This is a genomic window from Paenibacillus sp. Y5S-9 (genome assembly GCF_036894235.1).
In the GTDB taxonomy this organism is placed as follows: domain Bacteria; phylum Bacillota; class Bacilli; order Paenibacillales; family Paenibacillaceae; genus Paenibacillus.
Genome location: NZ_CP145887.1, coordinates 6,407,605 through 6,426,547, shown reverse-complemented (window position 1 = coordinate 6,426,547; position 18,943 = coordinate 6,407,605). Strand labels below are relative to the sequence as shown.

19 protein-coding genes are annotated in these 18,943 nt (G+C 45.9%); 18 read left to right on the top strand and 1 reads right to left on the bottom strand.

Features of this window, described 5'->3' with window-relative positions:
- Positions 1-110 precede the first annotated feature (110 nt).
- Both V6669_RS28190 and V6669_RS28185 read left to right on the top strand, forming a co-directional pair.
- Complete coding sequence (locus tag V6669_RS28190) at positions 111-1,748, top strand: histidine kinase dimerization/phospho-acceptor domain-containing protein (RefSeq protein WP_338588928.1); 1,638 nt, start codon at positions 111-113, stop codon at positions 1,746-1,748.
- 167 nt (positions 1,749-1,915) lie between these two features.
- Entirely contained in the window at positions 1,916-2,854 is a 939-nt protein-coding gene (locus tag V6669_RS28185; RefSeq protein ID WP_100528312.1) for an aldo/keto reductase family protein, read from the top strand.
- A 140-nt stretch (positions 2,855-2,994) separates the two neighbouring features.
- On the opposite strand, the gene V6669_RS28180 is transcribed toward V6669_RS28185, so the two are convergent.
- Positions 2,995-4,107 carry a diguanylate cyclase gene (locus V6669_RS28180; RefSeq protein ID WP_338588924.1) on the bottom strand — a complete coding sequence of 371 codons (1,113 nt, stop codon included), beginning with the start codon at positions 4,105-4,107 and terminating at the stop codon, positions 2,995-2,997.
- 272 nt (positions 4,108-4,379) lie between these two features.
- Between V6669_RS28180 and V6669_RS28175 the strand changes: the two genes are divergently transcribed.
- The 16 genes from V6669_RS28175 to V6669_RS28100 all read left to right on the top strand — a co-directional run bounded on the left by V6669_RS28175 (position 4,380) and on the right by V6669_RS28100 (position 18,930).
- Complete coding sequence (locus V6669_RS28175; protein ID WP_036612807.1) at positions 4,380-4,775, top strand: transcriptional repressor; 396 nt, start codon at positions 4,380-4,382, stop codon at positions 4,773-4,775.
- Entirely contained in the window at positions 4,751-5,557 is an 807-nt protein-coding gene (locus tag V6669_RS28170) for a winged-helix domain-containing protein (protein ID WP_338588920.1), read from the top strand. The genes V6669_RS28175 and V6669_RS28170 overlap by 25 nt, the downstream gene beginning before the upstream one ends.
- A 290-nt stretch (positions 5,558-5,847) precedes the next feature.
- A complete protein-coding gene (locus V6669_RS28165) occupies positions 5,848-7,311 on the top strand; it encodes a catalase (RefSeq protein ID WP_338595072.1) in 1,464 nt (487 codons plus the stop codon).
- Between the two features lie 210 nt (positions 7,312-7,521).
- Complete coding sequence (locus V6669_RS28160) at positions 7,522-7,938, top strand: BlaI/MecI/CopY family transcriptional regulator (protein ID WP_017691824.1); 417 nt, start codon at positions 7,522-7,524, stop codon at positions 7,936-7,938.
- A gap of 1 nt (position 7,939) precedes the next feature.
- Complete coding sequence (locus tag V6669_RS28155) at positions 7,940-8,800, top strand: M56 family metallopeptidase (RefSeq protein ID WP_338588917.1); 861 nt, start codon at positions 7,940-7,942, stop codon at positions 8,798-8,800.
- Between the two features lie 52 nt (positions 8,801-8,852).
- Positions 8,853-9,266, top strand: coding sequence for a DoxX family protein (locus V6669_RS28150; protein WP_091036057.1), 414 nt, complete (start codon positions 8,853-8,855; stop codon positions 9,264-9,266).
- A gap of 200 nt (positions 9,267-9,466) precedes the next feature.
- A complete protein-coding gene (locus V6669_RS28145; protein WP_315937470.1) occupies positions 9,467-10,168 on the top strand; it encodes a pirin family protein in 702 nt (233 codons plus the stop codon).
- Between the two features lie 44 nt (positions 10,169-10,212).
- Positions 10,213-10,548 carry a hypothetical protein gene (locus tag V6669_RS28140; RefSeq protein WP_338588910.1) on the top strand — a complete coding sequence of 112 codons (336 nt, stop codon included), beginning with the start codon at positions 10,213-10,215 and terminating at the stop codon, positions 10,546-10,548.
- A gap of 247 nt (positions 10,549-10,795) precedes the next feature.
- Positions 10,796-11,749, top strand: a complete 954-nt coding sequence (locus V6669_RS28135) for an ABC transporter permease (protein WP_091036063.1) — start codon at positions 10,796-10,798, stop codon at positions 11,747-11,749.
- Positions 11,746-12,714, top strand: a complete 969-nt coding sequence (locus V6669_RS28130) for an iron chelate uptake ABC transporter family permease subunit (RefSeq protein WP_338588906.1) — start codon at positions 11,746-11,748, stop codon at positions 12,712-12,714. Before V6669_RS28135 ends, V6669_RS28130 begins: the two co-directional genes overlap by 4 nt.
- The gene (locus tag V6669_RS28125) at positions 12,708-13,466 is read left to right on the top strand and encodes an ABC transporter ATP-binding protein (protein ID WP_338588904.1); all 759 of its coding nucleotides are present in this window, start codon (positions 12,708-12,710) and stop codon (positions 13,464-13,466) included. Before V6669_RS28130 ends, V6669_RS28125 begins: the two co-directional genes overlap by 7 nt.
- A 42-nt stretch (positions 13,467-13,508) precedes the next feature.
- On the top strand, positions 13,509-14,495 hold the full coding sequence (locus V6669_RS28120) for a siderophore ABC transporter substrate-binding protein (protein ID WP_338588902.1): 987 nt from the start codon (positions 13,509-13,511) through the stop codon (positions 14,493-14,495).
- Between the two features lie 175 nt (positions 14,496-14,670).
- A complete protein-coding gene (locus V6669_RS28115; protein WP_338588900.1) occupies positions 14,671-16,266 on the top strand; it encodes a spore germination protein in 1,596 nt (531 codons plus the stop codon).
- Between the two features lie 4 nt (positions 16,267-16,270).
- On the top strand, positions 16,271-17,470 hold the full coding sequence (locus V6669_RS28110; RefSeq protein WP_338588898.1) for a Ger(x)C family spore germination protein: 1,200 nt from the start codon (positions 16,271-16,273) through the stop codon (positions 17,468-17,470).
- Positions 17,463-17,684, top strand: coding sequence for a hypothetical protein (locus tag V6669_RS28105; RefSeq protein WP_338588895.1), 222 nt, complete (start codon positions 17,463-17,465; stop codon positions 17,682-17,684). The genes V6669_RS28110 and V6669_RS28105 overlap by 8 nt, the downstream gene beginning before the upstream one ends.
- A 55-nt stretch (positions 17,685-17,739) precedes the next feature.
- Complete coding sequence (locus V6669_RS28100) at positions 17,740-18,930, top strand: endospore germination permease (protein WP_338588892.1); 1,191 nt, start codon at positions 17,740-17,742, stop codon at positions 18,928-18,930.
- The last annotated feature ends 13 nt before the right edge of the window (positions 18,931-18,943 follow it).

Genomic DNA, 18,943 nt, shown 5'->3' with positions numbered 1-18,943 from the left:
ATATAAGTATAGATTGTGACAGTTATTCGGATTCTTGATGAACCCCTGTACGTGATTAAACATTCTGATATACAGATTTGAAAGTGCAGCTAAGACAAAAGGGGTGGATCATGGGGACGGCAGAAGGCATTACGAGAGGCTTCTATGAAGATATTAAGGAGGCTGCGGCCCATATCGTAGACGTATTAAGCGGTATATTGAAGGTTAATACCATCTTCGTTGCCACCAATGACGGGGTAACGAATGTCATTTTGGAGGCCTTTAATCGTACGGAAGAGTTAGTTGTTAAAGGCAGTGCACTTCCATTTACGGATTCATATTGCAGCTTGGTATTAAGAGACAACGGGAGTGTTCTTACGATCCCGGATACATGTGAACATCCGATGACACGATCCATGGGCGTTACGAGCGGACTTGGCAATCGTTTCTTCGTGGGCGTGCCTATTATGAGAAGATCGGGCGAAACATTTGGCACCATCTGTCTGATGGATGATCCTGGGTATGTGATCAGCGAAACCGATATGAAGACACTGAAGGCGATGGCTGTATTCCTGGGTTATGTTGTCGATCTGGAAAGTACGCTGCATGTTCAGGAGCGGAAATTGAGTGATTCGGAACAAATGCAAGAACAGCTCCAGGCAGAGAAAGAACGAGCCGAATCTGAGGCGATGACCAAAACACAGATGTTGAAGTTGATGAGTCACGAGATTCGCAATCCCTTGAACGGTATTTTGGGACTGACAGATCTGATGCGCACACCGGATATGCCCGAGGAGCAGTCCGAATATGTGAACATGATTGAGACAAGCGGCAATATTCTGCTTTCCTTGCTTAATAATATGATGAATTTCAATATTAATGAAGCAGGTAAAACGGTTATACATGATGATCCGTTTGATCTGGTAGGTACCATTGAGAATACGGTGTATCTCTATGCCGGTATTGCGACAGGCAAGAATATTGAGCTGGGATTAAATCTTGAACTGAATGTATCTCAAGTGTTCGTTGGTGATGAAGTCAAGATTGGACAGTTGCTTGCACACGTCATTCAGTATGCTCTCGATTCAACGCGTGAAGGTTCCGTTCTGATCACAGCAGTAGTGAATGGAGAAGAATTGGAAGAGAACGGTACACTTCTGCTCAAGGTGAAGTACACGGGTCAGATGTTATCGGACAAGAAGACACAAACCTTTAACAGCCAAGATGAAAATTTGAATATTCAAAAACTGATTGGAAGCAATCTGGGTTTGGCTGTAAGCCAGAATCTTGCCATTCTCATGCATGGCCGTATTCAGGTGAGTAGTGTGCAGGAAAATGAGACGGAATTCAACATTTCCCTTCCGTTACGCAGATACTGGGAGTTACCTCAACTCGCAAGTGTTCAGCAGCGGTTAAAAGGGAAAAAGGTGTTGCTTGCCAAGGACCCTGACATTCTGCAAGGCGTCTCTTCCCTGATGCGTAGGTGGGAGATGGATGTACACATGACCTCGGGTTTGACATTAGCGCATGATTGGATCAAGGAAGGATTCATGCCGGATGTAGCCGTTGTGGATATGGGATTACTGGAAGGCGGCGCAGTCGACTTTGTACATGAACTGAAACAGCGACTGGAGAATCTGCCCGTCATTGTTCTTGTTCCTTATGGTATGCACATTGAATTGCATGAAGCAGAAGCCTTTGATGCTGTTCTGACAAAGCCAGTCAGACAGGCTGATCTGTTGAATGCATTGAGTATTACGCTGCCTTAAACGAGCAGACAGATGAAGGGATATAATTGGCGCACCTGTTATAGGTGTGCTTCTTTGCATTTTCCATTTTCCATTTTCTGAGCCAAAGCCCTTTTATTCCGAGCTGGTTACGTTACAATAGAAAGTGAACTTCATCTTTATAACCAACAGAGGAGGATATGCAATCAATGGATTATCGCAGATTAGGTGGAAGCGGACTGAAAGTGAGCGAGATCAGCCTGGGAAGCTGGCTGACGTACGGAGGGTATGTGGAACGTGAGAATGCGGTGAAATCAATTGAAACTGCATTTGATGAAGGCATTAACTTTTTTGATACTGCCAATGTATACGAACGGGGTGCAGCAGAAGAACTGCTGGGGCAGACGCTCAAAGCATATTCCCGTGACTCTTATGTACTTGCAACCAAAGTATTTGGCAAAATGGGTGATGGTCCGAATGACCAGGGGTTGTCTCGCAAACATATCAAGGAGCAATGTGAAGCCAGCTTGAAACGCCTTGGCGTTGAATATGTGGATATCTATTACTGCCATCGTTATCATACTGAAACACCAATTGAAGAAACACTCCGCGCTCTTGATGATCTGGTACGCCAAGGCAAAGTCTTATATGTTGGCGTCAGCCAGTGGACTGCGGCTCAGATGGAAGATGCATTAGGTACAGCAGATCGTCTGCTCCTCGATCGTATCGTGGTCAATCAGCCGGTGTACAACATGTTTGACCGTTATATTGAAAATGAGATTATCCCGCTCGGCGAGCGTAAAGGCATCGGACAAGTCGTATACTCCCCGCTTGCTCAAGGTCTATTGACGGGGAAATATACGTCCGTTTCCGATATCCCAGAGAATAGCCGTGCGGCTAAGCTAGGATGGGACGAAGGAAAGATCAATGCGGATCGCATCGGGAAAGTTCGTCAACTGATTGAAGTGGCGGACAAGCTGGATCTGAAGGTTGGCCAATTGGCCCTTGCCTGGATTCTGCGCCAGAACAATGTATCCAGTGCACTTGTAGGGGCGAGTCGTCCCGAGCAGGTAAAAGAGAACGCGGCTGCATCTGGCGTGAAGCTGGATGCTGCCATTATCGAAGAGATTGAGAGCATTCTTGCTTGATTTCCTGTCAGCACACAAGCTGAGATGATATGTAATGATCCATAAAAAGAGGGATGTCCTGTGCGCCTGAATAGGCGAGCGAGACATCCCTTTTTTGAGAAGGTTGAAAAGGTTAGTTTATTGAAAGGTTAGATCTTACTTTAAAGTGTAAGAGGCAAGGAACGAAAAGATAAGGCACACACACGGTTACGCCCTGTATTCTTCGCTTCATATAAAGCACGGTCGGCCTGTTCGAAGAAATCGTCATCGTCATGATCATCACAATGATCGGGATACACGGCTACACCGATGGAAATGGTTAGACGTGTCGTGTGTCCATCGGGCAGAGCAAAATGGTATTTCTCTACAGCCTGCCGTATAGATTCGGCGGTAGCTACGGCCTGACGGTGTCCACAGTCGAGCAAGAGAATGGCGAATTCTTCCCCACCGTTTCGTGACACAATATCAGCAGAACGCGCATGCTCAACGAGCAGTTGTCCAAGTTGCTTCAGGACCGCATCGCCGGCGGAATGACCATAGGTGTCGTTTACCTTTTTGAATCGGTCAATATCAATGGCAAGCAAGGAAAGCTTCTGTTGGTAATCCCTCGCACGCTGAAGTTCCAGTTGAAGTGATTTTTCGAACTGTCGTCGATTGCTCAGGTTGGTAAGATGATCGGTAGATGCTCTTCTCTCCAATAGAAATAACATTTCATTGGATTTATTAATGAATTCTGCGATGAAATAGATAAATAATCCACCGACAAAGGAAATGGTCATTTGTAACGGATATACCTTCATTAATGAATTCATGCTGTCCGTGTTCAACATAAGGATGATAAAGATTAATGTTATGCCAAGCAGATTCATTGTAATTATTTTGGTCAGTCTGGACCAGGGAGCATAGGTGAAGTATACACCGGACAGTCCGATCAGTGTCATGACAAATCCTGCATCTATGGCAGAGGAAGATAAGCCGAACATCAGAATACGAAGGATCGAGATCATTAGTCCCGTAACGACCGAAGCCAATCCTCCCAGATATACCGCTGCGGTAACGATGGCCAGATGCCGTAGATCTACAATCGTAGTCTCGTTCAAAGGAAAAGAATAGTTCATGAGTACTGTGCCATATATACCGAATAATAAGCCGCCGATCAACTGAACACGTAACGAGGGAAAAGGCAATCGGATACTATAGAACTTCGCGATGATCCCGGACACATACATAAATGTAATCATGACACAGATATTAATGAAAAAAGTGCTAAACAACCGACATTCCCCCTTTATACGCACATCCCTATATTTTATCTGAAAAGTGGTGCTGTAGCGAACCATATTATCCCAAATTTATGAGGGGATTGCTGGGAAAGGTGTTTTATTTGCATATACAGGATGTTAGAGCGATATTGACTTCAATATACAATAAGATTTATACTTAATCTAAATCAAAATGTATTCCTTCTTTTTGGGAAGACCATCATAAATAGAAGATCAGTGTCTGATTTCATATAAAATGGATCAATAATAAAGGAGAAATGGTTGTGAGAACTTTAAATCTGACGATACAACGGCAAGCGGTATACGATGTGGTGCGCCATTCGGAGGATCACCCGACAGCTGCTGATGTCATGAATCGACTCGTGGAACAAGGATATAATTTGGCCTATGGTACGGTGTATAATTCGCTTCGTTATCTGACGGACAAAGAATTGATACGGGAACTTAAACTCGGAGAGACAGCAAGCAGGTACGATGCCCGTATGGATGATCATCAGCACATTATGTGTGAAGTGTGCGGCAAAGTGGACGAGGTGATGACGGAGGTTCCTCCACAATGGATGAAACAGGTAGCTGAAGAAACCGGATATGCAATCGATCATGCTCATGTGGTCTTTGGAGGTGTCTGCGGGGAATGCAGAAACAAACGGATCAAGTAAAAATAAAACTGCCTGGCCGCCGTTTACCCCTTAGGGTTAAACCAGCCTTGTCCGACTCAACACCCCTTGTGGACAATTGTCCTGTTACAAGGCGTGTTATTCTGATCAGCCCGATGCCGGGGCAGGTTCATGAACTGGTAAAAGCCTTAACGGATAGCTGCTTTGATGTACTGGTCTTTCATCGCTGGGAACCGGATCTGCATGAGCGTCTTGTCTTTGATCTGTTGATCTATGATCTGTCTGTTGCCGGAACCATAGATGCATTCGCTGGGATCAGCAGCCGATTGAACCGGGAGGCGGAACATACCACGCCTTGTCTGTATCTGGTCGGTGAGAAGATGATTGGCAGCGCGAGTGGACCGATGCTTCAGGAGGAATTGCTGGTGTGGCCTGCACGCCCGCAGGAAGCACTTTACCGGGTGCAGCGCATGATTGGCAACAGTCCTGCTCTGCCCAAACGTGGTTTTTTGCCTGAGGAAGGGCATCGTATTGGATTCAAGGATCTGTGGCTCGATCGTGAACGGATGAGTGTGCAACGCGATAATACCCGGATTCATCTAACCAAGACTGAATATGATCTGTTACTCAAGCTGATTGATGCCAAAGGTGCAGTCATTTCCCGTGAGGAGATGCTCAGTGATATCTGGGAGACAGACTTTACGGGCGGAAGTAATGTGGTCGATGTTCATATCAAAAGCTTGCGCAAAAAATTGGGCGATAACGCGTCTTCGCCTCAATATATTGTAACAGTAAGAGGAGTGGGCTACCGCCTGGCGGATTAGTCCGCTTTTTTTTGCCTAAATTTTATCTTTCACTCCATGCTTTTTCGGGTACTACCTAATAGATAGGCAAATCAGAATCATTCCCTTAAAAACATGTTCATGCTTCATTCATGAAGTGTTGAAGAACCTCATCTTAAACTCATGTGAACCTCATGCAAGAGCAGAGCAGGACATGTTAGAATCAATTTAACAGTTAGATCAAGTCTAAATGTATATTTAATTCGAAGCCGAATATGATTTTAATAGTAGATATATAGCAGCCGTGAGACCCATTAGAGGAGGACGACATGATGACAGAACGTATGACAACCAATCAGGGCGCACCTGTAGGTGACAACCAGAATTCCCGCACAGCAGGCAGAAGAGGGCCGACACTGCTTGAAGACTACCATCTCATTGAAAAAATTGCCCACTTTGACCGTGAACGTATTCCAGAAAGAGTCGTACATGCAAGAGGTGCAGGTGCTCATGGCGTATTCACGCTGGAGCAGAGCATGAAGGAGTATACAACAGCGGACTTCCTGCAAGATCCGGGTACGGAGACGGATGTACTGGTTCGTTTCTCAACCGTTATTCATGGTACGGGATCACCAGAGACTGCACGAGATCCACGTGGATTTGCTGTCAAATTCTACACTCGGGAAGGTAACTATGATCTCGTCGGCAACCATCTGCCTGTGTTCTTCATTCGTGATGCGATGAAGTTCCCCGACATGGTGCATTCCTTGAAGCCGGCTCCGGATACAAACATTCAGGAACCAGCCCGTTATTGGGACTTTATGACCCTCTCACCGGAATCAACACATATGATGACCTGGTTGTTCTCAGATTTGGGCACACCGGCAAGTTATCGGGAGATGGATGGTTTCGGCGTACATGCTTTCAAATGGATTAATGCACAAGGGCAGGTCCATTATGTGAAATACAAATGGGAGTCTGCACAGGGCGTACGAGGCTTCTCTCGTCAGGAAGCTGCCGAAGTACAGGGGCAAGACTTTAATCATGCTACCCGGGACCTGCATGAACATATCAAGAACGGGCAGTACCCACAGTGGAAGCTTCAGGTACAGCTGTTGAAGCCTGAGCAGATGGATGATTTTTCTTTTGATCCGCTCGACCCAACCAAAACCTGGCCTGAAGATGTATTGCCTTTCCATACGGTGGGCACCATGACCCTGAATCGGAATCCGCAAAACTTCTTTGCTGAAGTGGAGCAGGCTGCCTTTTCTCCTAGTGCGCTTGTACCTGGAATTGAGCCTTCCGAAGACAAATTGCTGCAAGGACGCTTATTCTCTTATCCGGACACACAGCGTCACCGGCTTGGTACGAACTATTTGCAAATTCCGGTGAATTGCCCGTATGCACCTGTTCGTAATCATCAGCGTGATGGACTTATGAATGTGAATCAAGATCCATCTCCGGTGAACTATGAACCCAACAGTTCAGGAACCAGCCCGCAGGAAGATCCGGCATACCGGGACAGTGAGGCTCCATTGCAAGGGCATGTTACACGCGAGAAAATCGAGAAAACGGATGATTACACGCAGTCAGGAGAGCTTTTCCGTTCATTTACCCCTGTAGAGCAGCAGCATTTGCTGGATAATCTGATCAATGACCTTAAGGGAGTATCTGTCGATATTCAAATGCGTGCCCTGTGCCATTTCTTCCGGGCGGATGGACAGCTTGGCGGACGTTTGGCTCATGGACTCGGCGTGGATATTTCTGCACATATGCCGTCACAGGATGGAAAATGAAGTACAGTGTGACCATATTCTCACAAAATCATATGGACTGATATTCGGTGAAGACCGGGCAAACCGTGAACGTGCGGAATTTCCCGGTCCTTCGCTTTTTTTTGCTGAAATGGAAAACAAATTTACAAATCATTTACATAAAATAGCTGACATAGAGGTTGACTTCTCATTTGATGGCACTACAATGGGTAGTGTGAGGGGTGTCAGAACATGAGAATACACAATTTCAAAGTGGGTGAGCGTGGGCTCAACCGATTTTTCGGTCCGCTGGAGGCCAAGATCATGGACATTTTATGGGCTCGTCCTGGCAGCAGCATCCGTGAAGTGCAGACCGCACTTGAACAAGACAAAGACGTCAATTTTAATACAGTCATGACCGTGATGAACCGGCTCGTGGACAAGGGACTTCTCGGAAAGTCTCAGAAGGGCAGAACATCTTTGTACCAACCGGTACAGAGTAAGGAGGAGTTTATGAACGACCAATCCAAGGAACTGTCACATGAGTTGGTGGATGAATTCGGAGCTTTGGCATTGAATCATATGCTGGATGCGCTGGACGAAGCAGATGCGGGTCTGATTGAACGCCTGGAACAGAAGATCAAACAATGGAAAAAGGATAGCGATTAATATGTGGAAGACCCGCTCGAAACTTTTGTTTACCGTCGGGTTTGGCATTCCGTTACTCGTGTTCATGCAGATGTTCATGTACGCGATGTACAAAATTTTTGGCTGGGATATCCCGTTTAATCTGCTCTGGCTCTGCAATCATTGGATGAGTCGATTGGGATGGTTATCTGTGGGACATTTCCTGCTGGCACTGGTATTGCTGACATTTGCGGGAACAGGCTGGTTGCTAACGGTCCGTATGATGAAAACGAGAGCAGCCGTACGTAAACTCCGCTCCATGGAGGTGCGTGCATTGTCCCGCGAATTGGAGTCCAAGTATCACCATCTCGGACAGCCAGGATTCATTGTCGTGGACAAGCATTCTCCGGTTGCATTTACAATTGGTTTATGGAGGCCTTGTATCGTACTCTCCACGGGGCTTCTGACGATGCTGGATACAGAAGAGGAGACGGCAGTTGTGTATCACGAAGTCCATCATCTGTGGCACCGTGACCCACTGAAGACGACACTGTTATCGGTATTTGCAATCATGATGCCGTATATTCCCGTATTGAAGCATACTTCGAAACATTACAATATCGTTAGAGAAATTCTGGCAGACAATGAGGCCATTGAGCGTACAGGTAATGTGGCAGGCATTGGCAGTGCTTTGCTCAAGCTGCTCCGTGCTTGTCCTGAACCTTGGGGAGCCAAAGAACTGACCGTTCAATCCTCATTTGCGGATACGTCGGTGAATGTCCGAATTTCACGTCTGCTGGACCCAGAACAGGACGTGACGCTGAGGTTACCACGCTACGCCGTTCTGATGTCGGCTACTGTTTTCCTGTTGCTGTCTATCTTGTTTGTTTGGTCCATTGGATGAATCAACTTAGCTAAATGTGAGTTCGAGTATAACACTAGGAAGGATGATGAACATGAATAATAAAAGTGTAGAGATTGGATTATTTTTCTCAAGGATTATGATCGGATTGATCTTTGTATTACATGGCTGGAGTAAATTCGAAGGTGGAATCAGCGGTACAGTAGGTTTTTTCGAAAGTATCGGTATTCCCGGATTTCTTGCATCCGTTGTAGCCATTATTGAGTTGGTGGGTGGTGCAGCGATGATTCTGGGTCTGGGAACACGTGTGTTTGCTGCCCTGTTTGCCATCGTGATGGTTGGCGTTCTGTTTACAGCCAAAATGGGTGAGCCGTTCCTGAGTGGTACCGAGTTAGATTACCTGCTGCTGGCGGGTTCCCTGACACTGCTCTTCACAGGAAGCCGCTTCCTGGCCGTGGATTATCTGTTCTCCAGACAGGGGAGCGCTCGCCAGAATGTGAGTGCTTGAATTGACTAACGATTACTAAAAAATAATGAAGTGCAGGATGAGTCCTGTAACGAGGTTCTTTATTGGCCAGGCCGGTTCGGGAATTGTATCTGCGAACCGGGCTGATCAGTAGAGAACTTTTTTCGTTTGGACGACATGCCTTTGGTTTGTTACAATGAGAATAAGTATGCTACTAAGAAAAAATAAGGAGGATGCATTTTATGATTAACGTCATTCCATCCGATGCCCGCTCCAGCTTCGATCGAGGCTGGCTCCGTGGTAGTCACAGCTTTTCTTTCGGAGAATATCAAGACCCGGAGAATACGGCGTTTGGACCGATGAGGGTAGCGAACGACGATGTGATTGCGCCTGGTCGCGGTTTTGGGGCTCACCCGCATAGTGACATGGAGATTGTATCGATCGTACTCAGCGGCAAGTTGCGACATGAAGATAATCTGGGCAATGTAGCCGTTACAGGCTTTGGCGGTATCCAGCGGATGTCAGCAGGCAGCGGCATGATTCATACCGAACATAATGCATCCGATACCGAAGAAGTACGTTTGCTTCAGCTCTGGTTCATGCCACAGACAAAAGGGTTGGAGCCCTCCTATGAGACGACATCATTTGATCCAGCGGCATTGGCAGGAGCACTCGTGCCGATTGTATCGCCAGATGGGGGACCAAGAGTTGCGACCATTCATCAGGATATGACGATCTACCTTGGCCGATTAGCCAAAGACGAAACGTTAACCTTTAATCAGGATGCAGGCCGCCGAATGTACATTTTCTCCATCGAAGGCAAGCTGGGATTGGATGGAGAGTACCTGTTGAACGAAGGCGACACGGCTCGTGTGGAACAGCGGGATTCAATCGAACTGCAAGGAAACGAAGATACGTTCTATATGATTATTGATTTGCCGTAGATGGCTGATGAAATGAACTCCAAGATGAAGGAGGATATACACATATGGCGCAACAGGAATGGTTTATGGTCAAACATGCGGTGACCGGGCGAGGATTGGCTAATAGCAAAACAGATTCCCTGTCCTACCGATTCCAACAGGAGGGTACTGGTTTCATATTTACCGTGACGGGCCTGGACAAGCAGATTGTGGAACAGATTATGGAGCTTAGACAGGAGCTAAACGTATTTCGCTTCGTCCAACGCAAGGATCAGCCCCTTTTGAAACACTGGTACTACGTAGATGGTGAACGGGTAGTATACGACAGGGAGAGTCACACGTTAAGCATCTATGCGAAGTCGGAGATTCGTTATGTGCCTGAAGATTATTTTGCGGATTAACTACACGTTATATAAATATTAAGCCTTCCACTTGGAAGGCTTTTTTCCTTATATATTATTAATCTTATAGTATATGTATTTCAGGTTGTTTCATGAAATTTAAGAAAAAAGAAGCAATCGAAGGTTGACATGATGAATTTAATATCGATATAATTTGTTTAATTGATAATGAGTATCAATATCAAATGATGCGAGGTAGAGCAACTACAAATGTTTTACGGCGATCGGTAAGGGGATTAGTAGAGAGATGAAGTTACGTTATATGTTGATCGTATTGGCTGTATTGTCTATCGTATACATATTTATTGGCAATTCAGACATTTCACCATTGGATATATTTCATTTGTCCTCTGTCCAGCTACAGGTATTACAAGTTAGCCGGTTTCCCCGCTTGATCAGCATCCTTGTCGCCGGGATCAGCATGAGTGTAATCGGACTGATTATGCAGCAGCTGACACGCAACCGATTCGTTTCCCCAACAACAGCTGGAACGATGGATTCCGCCAGATTGGGTATTCTTGTGACGTTAATGTGGTTCCCGGGAGCATCCCCTCTGCAAAAAATGTTGGTCGCTTTTGCCTTTGCTCTGGCGGGAACACTGATTTTCATGCGAATTCTGGAGAAAGTCAAGTTCAAGGATACGATATATATCGCTTTGCTAGGTCTTATGTTTGGCAACATTGTAAGCTCCGTGACAACATTTTTTGCTTACAAAAACGACCTGATCCAGAACATTTCTTCTTGGTTACAGGGTGACTTCTCCACCATCATGAAGGGACGTTATGAACTGATCTATATCAGTATTCCGTTGCTCATTATCGTGTACCTGTTTGCTAATCGTTTTACACTCGCAGGGATGGGCGAAGATTTCTCAACCAACCTTGGACTGGCGTATCGACGAGTTGTGAATATCGGACTGATCCTGGTGGCGATGGTTTCAGCGGTAGTGATTATTACGGTAGGTACAATTCCGTTTCTGGGCCTAGTCGTGCCCAATATCGTAACACTGTACAAAGGGGATAACTTACGTGATACATTGCCTCATACGGCAGTGCTTGGTGCGATCTTCGTTCTGGTCTGCGATATTCTGGGTCAATTAATTATTTATCCTTATCAACTTTCGATCAGTCTGACGGTGGGAGTTGTGGGAAGTGTATTATTCCTGTATTTACTGCTTCGAAGAAAGGCTTATGGATCATGAGAATGAAATATACGGCGAATACATGGAAGTTGGTCTTGTTAATTGCAGCGGCAGTAGTATTGATCGGCATATTTCTGGTCATTCAATCCGGAGGGAACTGGGATTACATATTGCCTCGAAGAGGAAAAAAGATTCTCGCCATTGTACTGACAGGTGCCTGCATTGCGTACTCTACAGCTATTTTCCAAACGATAACCAACAACCGAATTCTGACACCTGGCATCATGGGCCTCGATTCCTTATATATGCTGTTTCAGACGTTTGCCGTGTTTGTCTTTGGAAGCACACATATCAGCTTTGTGAACAAAAATCTTAATTTTGCAATATCTGTCCTGCTCATGACGTTGTTTGCTCTACTACTGCATCAGTTCATGTTTCGCAGGGAACAGGGGCGTAATATTTATCTGTTGCTGCTGGTGGGTCTTATCCTGGGTACGCTGTTCCAGAGCATGTCTTCCTTCATGGAGGTACTGATTGACCCCAATGAGTTCCTTGTGCTGCAGGGCAAAATGTTTGCGAGCTTTAACAATGTAAATACGGATCTGCTGATTATCTCAATCGCTGCGATTATTCTGATCCTGCTGTACGCGCAGAAGTTTACCAAATATCTCGACGTATTGTCTCTCGGCAAAGATCACGCAGTGAATCTCGGGGTGGATTACGATTACATTGTGAAGAGGCTGCTGCTGGTGGTGATGGTTCTGGTTTCGATCTCCACAGCGCTGGTGGGTCCAATTATGTTTTTGGGGCTGCTGGTCGTGAATCTGGCGCATCAGGTATTCCGGACACATCGGCATAAAGTGCTGATCTGGGGTTCGGTCATGATCGCAGTCGTAGCATTGGTTGGCGGACAACTCATTGTAGAGCGAGTGTTTACATTTGCAACTACAGTAAGTGTCATTATTAACTTTATAGGCGGCGTGTACTTCATCTATTTACTGCTAAAGGAGAATAAGTCGTGGTAGAAGTCAGAAATGTTACCAAACAATACAGCGGCGTCCGGGTAGTGGATGACGTATCACTGAACATTGCCAAAGGAAAGATTACATCATTTATTGGTCCAAATGGAGCTGGGAAAAGTACCTTGTTATCCATGATTACCAGGCTAATCAGCAAGGATACAGGACAAGTCCTGATTGAAGGACGCGAGATTGAAAGCTGGAAGAACAAGGACTTGTCGCGCAAAATATCAGTCCTCAAACAGTCCAATCACATCAATATTCGGTTAACTGTGGAGGATCTTGTGGCTTTTGGCCGGTTCCCGTACTCACAAGGAAGGCTCACACCAGAGGATCAACAGTGGATTCAGGAGGCCATCGACTATATGGAACTGGCCCCATTCCGCAAGAAGTATCTGGATGAACTGAGTGGCGGACAGCGGCAGCGGGCATATATCGCCATGGTGATTGCCCAGAACACCGAGTATATTTTGCTCGATGAACCTTTGAATAACCTGGATATGAAACATTCTGTTCAGATTATGAAAGTGCTGCGCAGAATGGTGGATGAACTCGGCAAAACGATTGTCATTGTCATTCACGACATCAATTTTGCCTCCTGTTACTCCGACTATATTGTTGCGCTTAAGGATGGACGCGTAGTGAAAGAAGGCAAGACGGAAGACATCATCGATACGGATGTATTGCAGAGTGTCTATGACATGCACATTCCTGTGCAATGGATTGATGGACGTAAGATTTGTGTGTATTTTGCGTGAGTGAAAAGGGAGTCCAATATAGAGAGCGAGAGGTGTTTATTCATGAAAAAGGGTTGGTTGTTTACGTTATTCGTGGTGTTGTCGGTTGTACTGGCAGCTTGTGGTGGGAATAAGGCGTCAGATCAAACAGGTGCAAGCAGTGGCACAGGATCAGAAGCTGCTGCACCCGCAGATCAAGCAAGTGAAGAAGTGGTTATCAAACATAAACTGGGTGAAACAACAGTAAAGAAAAATCCAGAGAAGGTCGTTGTTTTTGACTACGGTGTACTGGATTCACTGGATCAGCTGGGCGTAGAAGTTGCAGGTGTTCCGCAGGAAGGTGTACCTCCTTATCTGGACAAGTATAATGATGCGAAGTACACCAATGTTGGTGGTCTGAAAGAAGCTGATTTTGAGAAAGTCAATGCGATGAAACCAGATCTGATCATAATCTCGGGACGACTCCAGGATTCGTATGAAGAACTGAGTGAGATTGCACCAACCATATATATGGCGGTAGATACGGCAGATTATATGAATTCTCTGACCAGTAACGTGAAGACCCTCGGGGACATCTTTGGTAAAGAAAAAGAAGCAGAAGAAGCCATTGCATCGATTGAAACATCGGTTAAGGCACTACGTGACAAAGTAACGGCTGCAGGTAAAAATGCGCTAATAGTCCTGACAAATGAAGGCAAATTGAGCGCCTATGGTGCCGGTTCCCGTTTTGGCGTTATTCATGACGTATTTGGTTTTACTCCGTCAGATGCGAACATTGAAGTATCCACACATGGGCAGAGCGTTTCATTTGAATATGTCATGGAGCAGAATCCGGATTACCTCTTTGTCGTTGATCGCAGTGCAGTGGTTGCAGGTAACGGTGAGGCATCTCCGGCAAAACAAGTGATCGAGAACGATTTGGTGAAGAATACAACAGCATATAAAGAAGGACATATTGTCTATCTGGATCCGAATTACTGGTACTTGTCTGGTGGTGGATTGGAATCCATTCAAGAAATGATTAAAGAAGTGGACGCAAGTATCAACTAAAGTGAAGTAACAATGTATGCGTTGGGTGTCAGGAAGGTCTCTGTTAAATACAGAGGCCTTTTTGCTGTCTGAAAACTCAGAGGATTTAATCGTAATTTTGCAAAAAAGACCACATAATTCCCGGCTGTCTGGCACAAGCTACCTTGTATAAAAAACAAGAACGGAGGGGCGGCATATGGCGAACAAAACATCTGGGAAAGACAAGTCCCGACAACCGGGACGAGCTTCAGAAGAGAAAAAACATATCCCTTTGGGACTGCCGTCCCCGCCTTTTCTACGGCAGCCGATTAGTGCAGTACATGAAACTCAGATTCAAGCGGTAAAGGAGATATTCTCCGATTGCTCGGATGTGGTTTTTCGCAACGTTATGATTACGCCTGAAGTGAAAGGACTTCTGGTCTATATCGAAGGCATTGTCAATTCGGCTGATATCCAGGAGCATATGCTGCGTCCGATTATTCGAGGGCTGGTGCAGCAACGTACAGATGAACCTGATGTTCCACTGGATGATACAACCGTTGAGCTGACACAGGTGAAGCGAGTGGACACTTGGGCTGCTGCGACAGAAGGGGTACTGGCATCCTCAGCCCTTCTGGTGATCGATGGAAATAGTAAAGCCTGGATGTTCAATGTCAAAGGCGGCGTCAGACGTGGTGTGGAGGAGCCGCAGACAGAATCCGTGATTCGGGGACCGCGGGAGGGATTTACCGAAACGCTCCGTGTGAATACGGCTTTACTGCGGTTCAAGCTGAAAACTCCCTCTCTCAAGATGGTGAGTATGACACTAGGCACAGAAACCAAGACCGATATCGTTCTGACTTATCTGGACGATATTGCTGATCCGAAGTTGATCCGGGACGTGAAGAAACGTCTGGAAAAAATAAAGATCGACGGCATTCTGGAGACGGGGTATATCGAGGAACTGATTGAAGACCACCCGTACTCTCCATTCCCGCAGATGCACTATTCCGAGCGTCCGGATACAGTAGCAGGCAACCTATTGGAAGGGCGGTTTGCCATTATGGTAGACGGCACGCCCTTCGCGTTAATTGCTCCAGTCACGATCTGGCAGATGCTTCAGGCCAGTGAGGACTACTATGAACGATTCTTCATCAGTAATCTGGTACGCTGGATTCGCTTTTTATTCGTAGCCATTGCTCTATTTCTACCAGCGCTGTACATCGCTATTACGACATTTCACCAGGACATGCTGCCAACCACATTGATACTGAGTATTGCCGGGGCACGGGAAGCTATTCCTTTTCCGGCACTGGTTGAAGCTCTCATCATGGAGCTGTCGTTCGAAGCCCTCCGCGAAGCGGGGGTCAGGTTACCAAAAACAGTCGGTCAGGCAGTAAGTATTCTCGGTGCGCTCGTGATTGGGCAGGCCGCAGTTCAGGCAGGGATTGTGTCCGCACCAATGGTTATTATCGTATCCATGACAGGTATAGCTTCATTTACAATTCCGCGGTTTAACTTTGCGATTACCGTGCGTTTGCTCCGATTTCCGATCATGTTACTGGCAGGTATGCTTGGACTATATGGCATCGTCATCGGTTTGGTCCTGATCTCGGTGCATCTGACACAGATGACTTCGTTTGGTGTGCCTTATCTGTCAGGTCTTAGCCCGTACAGTAAAACAGATACCAAGGATATTCTTATTCGTGTGCCGTGGTGGAAAATGATCAATCGTCCTTCTACGGTTCAGGATAACCAGAAACGGATGAAAGACAAGATCAATGGTTCGCCTGAAGCTGAGGAAGGATGGTGAACACATGTTTCTTATTCGTAAATTCCGCGCTGCATTGATGTTACTGCTGTGTACCCTTTTCATAGCAGGATGTTGGGATCGTAAGGAAATTAATGATATTGCCTTTGTGATTGGCGTAGCTGTTGATAAGGAGGACGACAATTACAGATCCAGTCTCCAGATTGCACTTCCCGGTCAATCCGGTACTACCGGCAGTTCGGGAGGTGGCGGTGGTACAAGCGGGGACAAATCATGGTTCATGTTGTCCAACACCGCGAAGACACTGAGGGGGACTACACTTGAAGGCCAAAAAGCACTCTCACGAACGATTTATTATGCGCATCGTCGTACCCTGCTTATTGGAGAGGACCTTGCCCGGGATGGCGTGGCTCCGATGCTCGATTTGTTTACGCGGTACCCACTCAACCGATTCTCTGCATTACCTGTTGTTACGAAAGGTGCGGCATATGAAGTCATGGATACGGATGCACCTATAGAGAAGTTTCCATCCGAGATGGTGAGAGAGTTGTGCTTTCTAAATATGCGTAATCCACGTTCTCTTAAAACGTTCACCGATTCCATTCTTAGTGAAGGCGTAGATCCATTCCTGCCGGTTGCTTCGAAAGTGGACAATGTTCCGAAAAGTTGGAAGGACACCAAAACCAACATCAAGTTGGATGGATTGGCCATTTTCAAGAAGGATAAACTGGTTGGCATGATTGACAAGGCTCCCGCTGATGCCCTGATTCTCGCCATGGGGGAAGCCAATGCACCAGAAGTTATGGTCAAGGCTCCGCGCGGAGATGGAGATATATTCATCAAATTGAACGAGAACAATTCTTCACTGCACCCCAGTGTCAAGAATGACAAGGTTACTGTGACCGTTCAATTGTATGCCAAAGGTGTGGTTGTAGATAACGAATCCAATTACGGTGATCTGCGTGAAAAAGAGATTTTAAAATTAAATGACGCGATCCACAAAAAAATAAAAGAGGATATCGTTGAAGGGGTTCGATTAATACAGCAAAAATATCATGCCGATATTCTCGGGATTGGTCGGTCGATCCATCAACAATTGCCTAAAGAATGGGACAAACTTAAGGATCGATGGGATGTTATCTATCCTGATGTTGAGGTGAATGTTGTCCCCCACGTCATTATTGAAAATGTAGGGGTAGTCAATAAACCGATCGGTGTCATGGAGGAGGATATCGTACATGATTAAACCACTGTTGTTCACCTATCTGGGGATGGTCATCATCGTCATTGTGATGGATTTCAGACATCTGAAGCAGGCGGCGGTCATTAATCGCTGGTTATCCTATGGCTTGATTGCATTAGGAACTGGCCTTTGGTTCTATGTAACCCATTTAAGTAAAACCTTTTTTGTAGCGGTATGGATCAGCCATGTCATCCAGCGATTCTTACCGCTTCCATAGATACGGACCAGAAATGGTGCGGAGTACCAATTAAATGATAGAAAGGAGGTATGGTATGAATCAAAGTGTGACTTCTCGACAGATTGCACTGCTCGTGATGCTGCTCAGTATGACGGGCACGTTGATTCAACCCCATGCACAGGCCATATTTTATGCGGAGCAGCACGCTTATCTCTCGTATGTGCCAGTTGTTCTCGTGATGATTATATCCATGTTGATGGTAAGCCGAATTCAGCGAAGATTTCCGAATCAGGATCTATTTGAGGCGCTTGTTGAGCGGTTTCCCTTTATGGGGAGACTCGCAGGCGTAATGTACATTTTGTTTTTTTTCTTCATATTCGCTAGAGATATCCGATTAATTGGTGATTATGTAAGTATAACTTTGCTAGAGACAACGCCGATATCCATTGTGGTATTGTCACTCATGATTATGGCGGTATTTATCGTCAGAGGTGGGCTGGGTTCGTTGATCGGAATGTCAGAACTATATGTTACTCTGTTCCTGTTGAACTCTATCATTGTGCCTTTCATGCTTATCCAGCAGTTGAATATGGATAATCTGATGCCCTATTTTCATGTCGATGTGGCAGGTGTAGGCAAAGGAAGTTGGTACATATTTTCTTTTTATGGAGAGATGATCGCCTTGCCTTTTGTCGTCAAAGGCAGTGATTTTCGCTTCAAGCCTGTGTTATGGGGCATCATCATCTCGGGATTGCTGATGATGCTGATTCTTGTGGAAACCATCACGTCGATTGGTGTGCCTATTGCTTCCAGACTGGTATACCCTTCATATGAACTGGCAAGGCAGCTGCAAATTAGTGATTTTCTGGATCGGTTTGACCTGGCACTGGCAGCGGCGACCTTGCCTGCCATGATTACCAAAATTGCATTTGATCTGTACTTTGTCTGTTGGGGACTGAAGCGAATGATCCCGAACGTTTCGGGAAAGGTCATGACAGGTCCGGTGGCACTGTTAGGCTTTGTTTGTGCATTCTGGTTTTTCAGAAACGCCATTCAGCTTTATCGTTTTACCCGGGAATGGACATGGATCGCCATTGTTTTTGAAGTGCTGTTCCCTATGGTGCTGTTTCTTTTCCTTCGTCCTCGCAAAAAGGATAAAAAAGAATCTACCCAACAGAGATCGGGAGACCAGTCCAAGAAAGAGAAGCAAGAAGCCTCTGATTCGGAGAAGAATGGAGAGAAAAAAAGGCAGGATTCTCATGGTGGAGAACTCCAGCCTTCCTGATACATTCCATCAA